Source organism: Carnobacterium sp., assembly GCF_032094055.1.
Lineage (GTDB): Bacteria > Bacillota > Bacilli > Lactobacillales > Carnobacteriaceae > Carnobacterium_A.
This window is the reverse complement of record NZ_DAMDAK010000001.1, coordinates 6,286-13,843: the sequence shown is the minus strand read 5'-3', so window position 1 is coordinate 13,843 and position 7,558 is coordinate 6,286. Positions and strand designations below refer to the sequence as shown.

Annotated in this window: 8 protein-coding genes; 6 read left to right on the top strand and 2 right to left on the bottom strand. The window is 35.2% G+C overall.

Annotated elements, in window-relative coordinates; translation table 11 throughout:
- From RT405_RS00085 to RT405_RS00065, 5 genes are all read left to right on the top strand, one after another.
- A partial coding sequence (locus tag RT405_RS00085) for a GreA/GreB family elongation factor (RefSeq protein ID WP_313466680.1) occupies positions 1–265 on the top strand: 265 nt, incomplete at its 5' end.
- 468 nt (positions 266–733) lie between these two features.
- Complete coding sequence (gene liaF / locus RT405_RS00080; protein ID WP_313466679.1) at positions 734–1,471, top strand: cell wall-active antibiotics response protein LiaF; 738 nt, start codon at positions 734–736, stop codon at positions 1,469–1,471.
- Positions 1,468–2,538: a sensor histidine kinase gene (locus tag RT405_RS00075; protein ID WP_313466678.1), complete on the top strand. Its 1,071-nt coding sequence runs from the start codon at positions 1,468–1,470 to the stop codon at positions 2,536–2,538. The genes liaF and RT405_RS00075 overlap by 4 nt, the downstream gene beginning before the upstream one ends.
- On the top strand, positions 2,535–3,167 hold the full coding sequence (locus RT405_RS00070; RefSeq protein WP_192987090.1) for a response regulator transcription factor: 633 nt from the start codon (positions 2,535–2,537) through the stop codon (positions 3,165–3,167). Before RT405_RS00075 ends, RT405_RS00070 begins: the two co-directional genes overlap by 4 nt.
- Before the next feature lie 144 nt (positions 3,168–3,311).
- Positions 3,312–3,611 carry an iron-sulfur cluster biosynthesis protein gene (locus RT405_RS00065; protein ID WP_313466677.1) on the top strand — a complete coding sequence of 100 codons (300 nt, stop codon included), beginning with the start codon at positions 3,312–3,314 and terminating at the stop codon, positions 3,609–3,611.
- Positions 3,612–3,708: 97 nt separating this feature from the next.
- Here RT405_RS00065 and rnjA read toward each other — a convergent pair whose 3' ends face one another.
- Positions 3,709–5,385, bottom strand: a complete 1,677-nt coding sequence (rnjA, locus tag RT405_RS00060) for a ribonuclease J1 (RefSeq protein ID WP_313466676.1) — start codon at positions 5,383–5,385, stop codon at positions 3,709–3,711.
- Positions 5,382–5,600, bottom strand: coding sequence for a DNA-directed RNA polymerase subunit epsilon (locus RT405_RS00055; RefSeq protein ID WP_313466675.1), 219 nt, complete (start codon positions 5,598–5,600; stop codon positions 5,382–5,384). Before RT405_RS00055 ends, rnjA begins: the two co-directional genes overlap by 4 nt.
- 436 nt (positions 5,601–6,036) lie before the next feature.
- Here RT405_RS00055 and RT405_RS00050 point away from each other — a divergent pair.
- Positions 6,037–7,558, top strand: a 1,522-nt coding sequence (locus RT405_RS00050; RefSeq protein ID WP_313466674.1) for an ABC transporter ATP-binding protein, incomplete at its 3' end; no start/stop codon positions are given.

The window sequence follows — 7,558 nt, the reverse complement described above, 5'->3', positions numbered from 1 at the left end:
GCTGCGTTTTTCTGAAATTATTGATAATTCCAATAGTGCAGCAGATGAAGTGTCTTTAGGACGCAAAGTAACATTTGTTGAATTGCCTGATGGAGATGTAGAAGAATACACAATTGTCGGAAGTGCAGAAGCAGATCCATTTAGTGGTCGTATTTCAAATGATTCGCCGATTGCAAAAGCGCTAATAGGCAAGAAAATTGGAGACGAAGTAGTCATCTCAACTCCAGGTGGCGATATGACTATTAAGATTTCTAGTATTGAATAATAAATTGACTAAAACAGCAACCTTTTTGTAAAGTGTTGCTGTTTTTATTCATTTTTTGGTTCTTCATTTTCTGGCGTTGGTAAGAAAATTTCCTCCGGACTACGGGATTGCTTGTGGAAAGCCATGGAACCTTTTTGAGCCGAAGAACGTGTCTCAAAACTTACAAGTTCAAACTTAACGTAGAGGCTAAAGCCTAACGCTAAGTAATTCTCCTTGTATCCTTTTCCATGGCTACAAGCAACTCCCTCTTCCTCCAAAAATTTTTGAGATGTATTTCCAAATCATTTTGAATGAGAAGAAAATCAGTTTCATTACTGATCAACGTCAAATGTTATACAACCCATTTTTTTGATAAAATCAGACTTTAGTTGTAGGAGAAATTCATGCTTTAGCTGGCTGCTTGTTTTAAGCGCGTAACCTATACTTGTTGTATCCTACAGCAATACTGAGAAAGGAAAGAAGCGTAAGATGAATAAAAAATGGCAATTATTTATTTTAATTGAAGCCCTATTGCTCTTGTGGTTAATATATGAAGCGTTCAGTAACATCGGTACTTTAGCTTTTATTATTATAGGTGCTTTCATTTTATTGCGTAGTAAACAAGTAAAAAGAAATTCTAAACAGCAAACTTATTTAGTGATTGGTGGTTTTTTGATTTTAATGGCTCTTTTATCGACAAGTGCGATTTGGTTCATGTTGATTTGTGCTATCTTATTTTTCACAACTACTGGGGGAAATTTATTTTCGAAGTTCCATTCGTTGAATTTTGAAAATGTACCATGGCAAGAAAAAGACATCATTGTCGTAGAAACAACTGATTCTTTACCTAAAGACGGTAAACGATTCAAGCGGAAATGGCTTGGGAATGAACGAATCGGAAATACCGTATACGAATGGGATGATATCAACTTTACTGTATTTATGGGAGATACGATAGTGGATATTGGAAATACGCTTTTACCGAAAAATGAGAGTTATGTGGTGATCCGCAAAGGATTTGGAAAAACGCGCATTCTAGTACCAGCTGGTATTGGAATTATGGTTGAACATAGTGCGTTTAAAGGGAAAGTAAATTTTGAAGGAGAAACATACGCTTTAAATAACGAATCCGTTAAATTATATAGTCAGCAATTTGACGAGAGTTCTCGAAAATTAAAACTGATTACAACTGTTCTAATAGGAGATTTAGAGGTGATTTCAATATGAAAAAAGAAAATATCAAAATGCGGTTTATTCAGATTGCTTTTTTTTCATTTTTGATTTTACTTGGTGTATCCTTATGTTATGGGTATGCATTTTCTCCTGAAACCTGGCATATTGATATTTTTACGGCAAGGTTTCTACATATTCCTTATTTACTTTATCTGATAGGATTAGCTTTATTGATCGGTTTGATTACTACATTGCTGATTTATGTCAATCAGCGCAGAGAGTGGCATCAATTAGAAGAGACGCTTCGATTACTCGCAAGTGGAAACTACCTACCGGAATATTTTGAAGATTTCTTAACGGATACAGAGGGAGAGATCGATTATTTAGAAGATATAAAAGCTTCTTTGTCTGCTATTCGTATGAAGCTGCTTGAATTATCAAAAGAAGTACAAGATCAAAGCAATTTGCCTAAATTAGTTGATGGGCAAACAAAAGAAGAAATACTGGAGATTGAGCGACACCGCCTAGCCAGAGAACTACATGATTCTGTTAGTCAACAATTATTTGCTGCTATGATGATGCTATCAGCTATTAACGAACAAGTAGAGAGTTCCGATACTGGATTACAAAAACAGTTAAAGATGGTAGAAGGTATTATTAACGAGTCACAATCGGAAATGAGAGCGTTGTTACTGCATTTAAGACCTATTAATTTAGAAGGTAAAACGTTGAAAAAAGGAATTGAGCAATTATTAACTGAATTAAAAACAAAAATACAAATCCAACTCACCTGGGAAATTGATGATGTACTGTTGGCTACTGGTATGGAAGACCACCTTTTCCGTATTGTTCAAGAACTCCTTTCAAATACATTACGGCATTCAAAAGCAAAAGAACTAGAAGTTTATTTACATCAATTTCCTGATTCGTTATTATTAAGAGTGATTGATGATGGTATTGGATTTAATCCTGATGATAAAAAAGCAGGGAACTATGGATTAGAAAATATCAAAGAACGAGTAAATGGAATGGGCGGAACCTGTAAAATTATTAGTTTCATTAATAAAGGAACAAGTATAGAAATCAAAATACCTCTCATTAAAAGGAGCGAGGCTGAATGATAAAAGTGTTATTGATCGATGATCATGAAATGGTGCGTTTAGGCGTTTCATCCTATTTATCTATCCAATCAGATATTGAAGTGATTGGGGAAGCAGAAAATGGAAAAATTGGCTATGAAAAAGCGTTAGCATTAAGACCGGATATTATTATGATGGATTTAGTAATGGATGTAATGGATGGTATCGAATCAACTAAAGCTATTATGACTGAATGGCCAGAAGCGAAGATTATTATTGTGACTAGCTTTATTGATGATGAAAAAGTCTATCCAGCTCTTGAAGCAGGGGCTGCTAGTTATATACTAAAAACCTCTACCGCTAGCGAAATAGCTGAAGCTATCCGTTCTACTTATAAGGGAGAAACTATTTTAGAACCAGAAGTTACAGGTAAAATGATGGTGCGATTTTCTCAAAAGCAAACTCATCAGCTGCATGAAGACTTAACTAAACGAGAAAAAGAAATCCTACTTTTGATCGCACAAGGCAATTCAAACCAAGAAATTGCAGACGCTCTATTTATTACATTAAAAACAGTTAAAACGCATGTTTCCAATATATTAGCGAAGTTAGATGTCGATGATCGGACGCAAGCAGCTATCTATGCATTTAAGCACCATTTGATTCAGTAGTCATATTGATTGATTTTGCTTTTAAAGCTAATAGCGTACAAATTCAGTACCTGTTTTTTTGGCTGAGGTATGTTAAACTATTACTAGAAAGTCAGTGGATTGAAAGGAGGATTCATAAGTAAAGAGTACTTATGAAACTAACACATGAAAATAGAATTAACACCAGCAGCTATTGAGTGGTTTGAAAATGAAGTTGGGGTTTCTCCAGAGAGCGGTGTGCGGTTTTTAGGCAAGGTTTATGGAAAAACAAACGTTCATGAAGGTTTTTCTGTAGGAATGGCTGTAGGTCAGCCTGAAGATGCTCTTGTAAAAGAAGAAATTAACGGAGTTTTGTATTTTATTGAAAAAAATGATGAGTGGTTCTTTAGTGGATATGATTTACAAGTTGATTTTAATGTGGAAAAGGATGAACCTATTTATACTTTTGTTGATCAAGAAGACTAAAGAGATAAAAAGAGGAGTTGGGACAAAAGTCCCAACTCCTCTTTTTATTTTATAACTATTTTTCTTAAACAGGCTCGGAAGCCAAATCCTATATCTTTTATACCGGCATAATAACTGGTAAAACCATTGGATGGCGTTCCGTTTTTTCATATAAGAACGGTTTAAGACTTTCAGTAATGGTTGCTTTAACCATTTGTTCAGTAATGGTGTCTTCGCTAGTAGTGAGTAGTTTTCTCAAACCACGAGCAATTACTCGCTGAGCATCATTGATCAATTCGCCAGATTCACGCATATAAATAAAGCCACGTGATAAAATATCTGGTCCAGCTAAAATTTCTTTCGCTTTGTAATCAATCGTTACCACAACCACAACTAAACCTTCTTCTGAAAGCAAACGGCGGTCACGTAAAACAACATTCCCAATATCTCCGATGCCTTTACCGTCTACATAAACATCGCCAGCATCAAAATGTCCAGCACGTCTTGCAGAATCAGCTGTCAGAGCAAGAACATCGCCATTTTCTAAAATAAAACAATTTTCTTTTGGAATACCTACTTGTTCAGCTAAACCAGCATGAATTTTTTGCATCCGGTACTCTCCGTGAACAGGGACAAAAAACTTAGGTTTTATTAACCGCAGCATTAATTTTTCTTCTTGTTGTCCACCATGACCAGAAGTATGGATGTTGTTGACTTTTCCATGAATCACATTTGCTCCAGCTTCGGATAGCAAGTTAATCACCCGATTGACGCTAGCAGTGTTGCCCGGAATCGGCGAACTAGAAAAGATGACTGTATCACCAGGTTGTACCGAAATTTGTCGATGTGTACCGTTAGCGATTCGGCTTAAAGCTGCCATTGGTTCTCCTTGTGAGCCAGTACATAAAATAATTGTCTCGTTAGCAGGTTGTCGATTTAATTCTTGTGCTTCAATAAATATGTCATCTGGAGCTGTAATATAACCTAGCTGACGGCCTGTTGCGACAGAAGCTTCCATACTTCGACCGAAAACAGCAATTTTTCTGCCCGTTTTAATTGCTGCATTAGCAACTTGTTCCAAGCGGGAAATATTTGAAGCAAAAGTTGCGAATATAATTCGTCCTTCCACTTTTTGCATAATACTTGTGATAGATTCTCCTACTACTTGTTCAGATTTAGTGAAATTTGGAATTTCAGCATTTGTACTATCTGAAAGCAGAGCCAAGACACCTTCATCTCCAATTTTAGCCATTCTATGCAGATCAGCTGGTTCGCCAACGGGAGTAAAATCAAATTTGAAATCGCCTGTTGCTACAATATTGCCAGGCGGTGTCTTAACGACAACCCCATAAGCCTCAGGAATACTATGAGTTGTTCTGAAAAAGCTAACACTCGTTTTACGGAATTTAATGACCGCATCTTCATTGATTTCATGTAATTCAGTATCACGTAATAATCCGTGTTCATTTAACTTATTACGAATTAAGGCACTTGCAAGCGGGCCAGCATAAATAGGAATATTAGCTTGTTTTAAAAGGAACGGGATTCCGCCAATATGATCTTCATGACCATGAGTAATGACTAATGCTTTTACTTTATTTATATTTTGGACAATGTAACTATAATCTGGAATGACATAATCAATTCCTAATAAGTCGTCTTCGGGAAATTTAATACCAGCGTCAATAATGATAATTTCATCTTGAAATTGAACACCATAAGTATTTTTACCAATTTCACCTAAACCCCCAATGGCAAAGACGGCTGCTTCATTGTTTTTTATAGAAAGTTTCATTTAGAAAACTCCGTGATAGTAAAATCCGGATTCTTTTGTTCGTAATCTAAATGTTTTCCTTCAAGCGGCTGAACAAATTCAATATTGAAGGGGGTATTTTGTTCAACAATTGAACGGGCTTCTATACTAGTTTCAGCTTCAAGATAAAGTGTTTTAGTTTCTTCCCGTTTTGGATTTCTTACTTTTGTTTCTTGATAAGTGATTTTAAAAATCATTTTTTTCTCTCCTTTTAACTGTCATCATTCATGATGAGTTGTGTTAGTAATCATTTATTTGGTGATATTTTTGTTGCATAATGAAAAAACCATCGACTTACAGTAGTCAGTGATGATTAGATAAAACCACATCAGTTTTGTCTTATTTTTATATAGGAAAAACAATATAGAAAAAATGGGCAGCATGTTAAAGTAAGCGAACAATAAAATACTTTATAATATTTTTTCCCGAACTGGTGGTTGTGGTAGTCTCACAACAGATAGTATCATTTTACCATAATTCAATAAGTAAGTATAGAAACTACGTTCAATCTTGAAGAAAAGCTGATAAATTTATGTATTCTGATAAAAAATAAAGTAAGAATGTTCCTTTTCCTTAAACTATGCTATATTATTGGAATGATTACACCCTTAATTTTTAAAAGGAGATGAATAGATGAAATTAATGTGGCGTTATTTAAGGAATTATAAAGGGTTATTACTCTTAAACTTTATTTGTGTATTCGGGTTTGTTCTTATTGAATTAGGGTTGCCCACTTTACTAGCTTTGATCATCGATAAAGGAATCGTTATGAATGATTTTTCAGTTGTTACATATTATGGAATATGGATGATTGTGATTGCTGTTATAGGTCTAGCGGGACTCATTGGGCTTGCTTACGCAGGCAGTAGGATCACGACTAATATTGTGAGAGACATTAGAAATGATATATTTATGTCGGTACAAGCTTTTTCACATAGTGAATTTAATCAAATTGGTGTGTCTTCATTGGTAACAAGAACGACAAATGATGCTTTTCAAATTATGACCTTTTTACAGATGGTATTAAGACAAGGTATGATGACGCCTATTATGTTTATTTCTAGTTTTATTATGATTGTGCGTACAAGTTCATCACTTTCTTATGTCGTCTTAATCGCTATTCCTTTTCTTCTTGCAATTGTTTGGCTGATCGCTAAGCGTTCAGAACCTTTATCAGAAACTCAACAAGCAAACTTAGATAACATCAATCAGAATTTACGTGAAAATTTAACTGGTTTACGAGTTATTCGAGCATTTGTTAAAGAAGCTTTTCAAGAAAAAAGATTTGTTAAGGTCAATCAAGCATACACAGCTGTTTCAAAAAAGCTGTTTAAATTAATGGCTGTAGCCATGCCGGTTTTTTCCATTATTTTTAATTTGATTCTAGCAACAATTGTTTGGTTGGGAGCTGTGGAGATCCAAAAAGGCAGTTTACAAGTAGGTAGCTTAATTGCATTTATAGAATATATTTTTCATGCCCTTTTTTCATTTATGCTATTTGCGAATGTATTTATGATGTACCCGCGTGCTGCTGTTTCTGCTGAACGAATAGAAGAAGTGTTGCAAACGAAGCCGTCCATTGATGAAAATGAAGGTGGAGTAACGGAAACAGCTATTCATGGGCATATTGCATTTGAAAATGTTACCTTTGCTTATCCGGGAAATACTGAATCTCCTGTTATCCGAAATGTTAGTTTTACAGCTGAACCAGGAGAAACAGTAGCTTTTATTGGAAGTACTGGGAGTGGAAAATCAACGCTGATTCAATTGATTCCGCGTTTCTATGATGTGACAAAAGGCCGTATTTTGATTGATGGAGTAGATGTAAGGGATTATCAACTTCGCGCCTTAAGAAAAAAAATCGGCTTTATCCCTCAAAAGGCGCTGCTTTTTACCGGAACCATTTCTCAAAATATGCGGTACGGTAAATGGAATGCATCTACAAAAGAAATTGAACAAGCAACAGATATTTCACAAGCAAAAGAATTTATATTATCCAAACCAGATCAATACGAAGAGCTTTTAGCAGAAGGCGGCAGTAATATGTCGGGTGGGCAAAAGCAGCGGTTATCGATCGCTCGAGCGATTATAAAAAAACCAGATATTTATATATTCGATGATAGTTTTTCAGCTCTAGATTATCAAACCGATGCAC